The sequence below is a fragment of the Streptomyces sp. genome (assembly GCF_036566765.1).
Taxonomy (GTDB): domain Bacteria; phylum Actinomycetota; class Actinomycetes; order Streptomycetales; family Streptomycetaceae; genus Streptomyces.
Genome location: NZ_DATCVQ010000478.1, coordinates 1 through 1608, shown reverse-complemented (window position 1 = coordinate 1608; position 1608 = coordinate 1). Strand labels below are relative to the sequence as shown.

2 protein-coding genes are annotated in these 1608 nt (G+C 73.6%); both read right to left on the bottom strand.

Annotated elements, in window-relative coordinates; genetic code table 11:
* Window positions 1-591, bottom strand: a 591-nt coding sequence (locus VIU94_RS28090) for a response regulator transcription factor (protein ID WP_331915377.1), incomplete at its 3' end; no start/stop codon positions are given.
* A partial coding sequence (locus tag VIU94_RS28085) for a sensor histidine kinase (RefSeq protein WP_331915375.1) occupies window positions 588-1608 on the bottom strand: 1021 nt, incomplete at its 5' end. The genes VIU94_RS28085 and VIU94_RS28090, both read right to left, overlap by 4 nt.

The following is a 1608-nucleotide window of genomic DNA, read 5'->3' as shown; positions in this document are numbered from 1 at the left end:
CAGCTTGGACAGCAGACTCGCGACGTGAGCCTTGGCGGTGCCGGGGCTGATGTGGAGGTGGGTCGCGAGTTCGGCGTTGGACAGGCCACGGCCGACGAGAGTGAGCACCTCGCGTTCTCGCGTGGTGATGGCGGCGAGTTCCGGCGCGGGCGGGGCGGGTACGGGACGGCCGGCGAACTCCGCGATGAGGCGGCGGGTGACGCCGGGCGCGATCAAGGCGTCGCCGGCGGCGACGACCCGGATGGCGGTGAGGAACCCGTCGAGATCCATGTCCTTGACGAGGAAGCCGCTCGCTCCGGCTCGCAGGGAAGCGTGGACGTGGCTGTCGGTGTCGAAGGTGGTGAGGACGACGACCCGGGCCTCCGGGGACTCGGCGGTGATCATCTGCGTGGCCTCGATGCCGTCCATTCCGGGCATGCGGATGTCCATGACCACGATGTCGGGGGCGAGTTCCCTGGCCAGGGCGACGGCCTGGGCGCCGGTCTCGGCCTCGCCGACGACGTCGATGCCGGGTGTGCTGTCGATGACCATGCGCAGGCCGGTGCGGACCAGCGGCTGGTCGTCGGCGAGGAGGACGCGGATCGTGGTCATGGCGCCTCGGTGGGGGGTAGGGGGAAGCGGGCAGCGACCCGGTAACCGCCCTCCGGACGCGGCCCGGCGGTGAAGTCGCCGTCGAGGAGGGCGACCCGCTCCCGCATGCCGCGGACCCCGTAGCCGGTCCCGGTTCCGGCGGCATCCCGGGGGCGGCCGGTGTCCGGGTGGCCAGGGCCGTCGTCGACGATCTCGACGGACAGGTCGTGGGGGCGCCAGTCGACCGTCACCCGGCAGTGCCGGGCGTCCGCGTGACGCACCACGTTGGTCACGGACTCCTGGATGATGCGGAACGCGGACCGGTCAACGGCTTCGGCCAGTCCACGTCGTTCCCCGCCGTGCCTCACCTCCACCTGCACTCCTGCATGCGCCGTCGTCGCGACCAGCCGGTCGAGGTCGGCGAGACCGGAGGACGGCTCGGCCTCGGCGGCCGACGCCGGTCCCGGCTCCGCAGTGCGCAGGACGTCGAGCATGGTCCGTAGTCCGCGCAGCGTCTCGCGGCTGGTGGTCTCGATGGCGGTGAGCGCGCCGCGCGCACGCTCCGGTTTGCTGTCGATCACCCGGCTCCCGGCGCCGGCCTGGATGGCAATCACCCCGATGCTGTGCGCGACCATGTCGTGGAGTTCGCGGGCTATGCGCAGCCGTTCGGCCGTGACCGCCTGGGCTGCCACGTGGGCGCGCAGCGCCTCGCCGTACGCGCGCCGCTGGCGTACGTACGTGCCGGTCAGCCAGGCCAGCAGGACGAGAAGGGCCAGGCATGCCGTCAGGCCGAGGAAGCCGGGGGCCAGTACGCGGCCCCGGCCGCCGTCCCGGAAGAGGTCCACCTGGAGGACCGTCTCCTGGACGGCGACCGTGGCGAAGGCGGCGGCGAGACCGGCGCGGGGCGTCCGTGTGGCCGCGACGGCAGCGACCAGCAGGCCGGTGACCGGGAAGAGGGGCCAGACCTGCTCGGCCCGAAGGCCCAGGGCCGCCGCGGCGGCGGCCTCGGCCAGCAGGAGCGCGAGGGCCGCGGAGGGC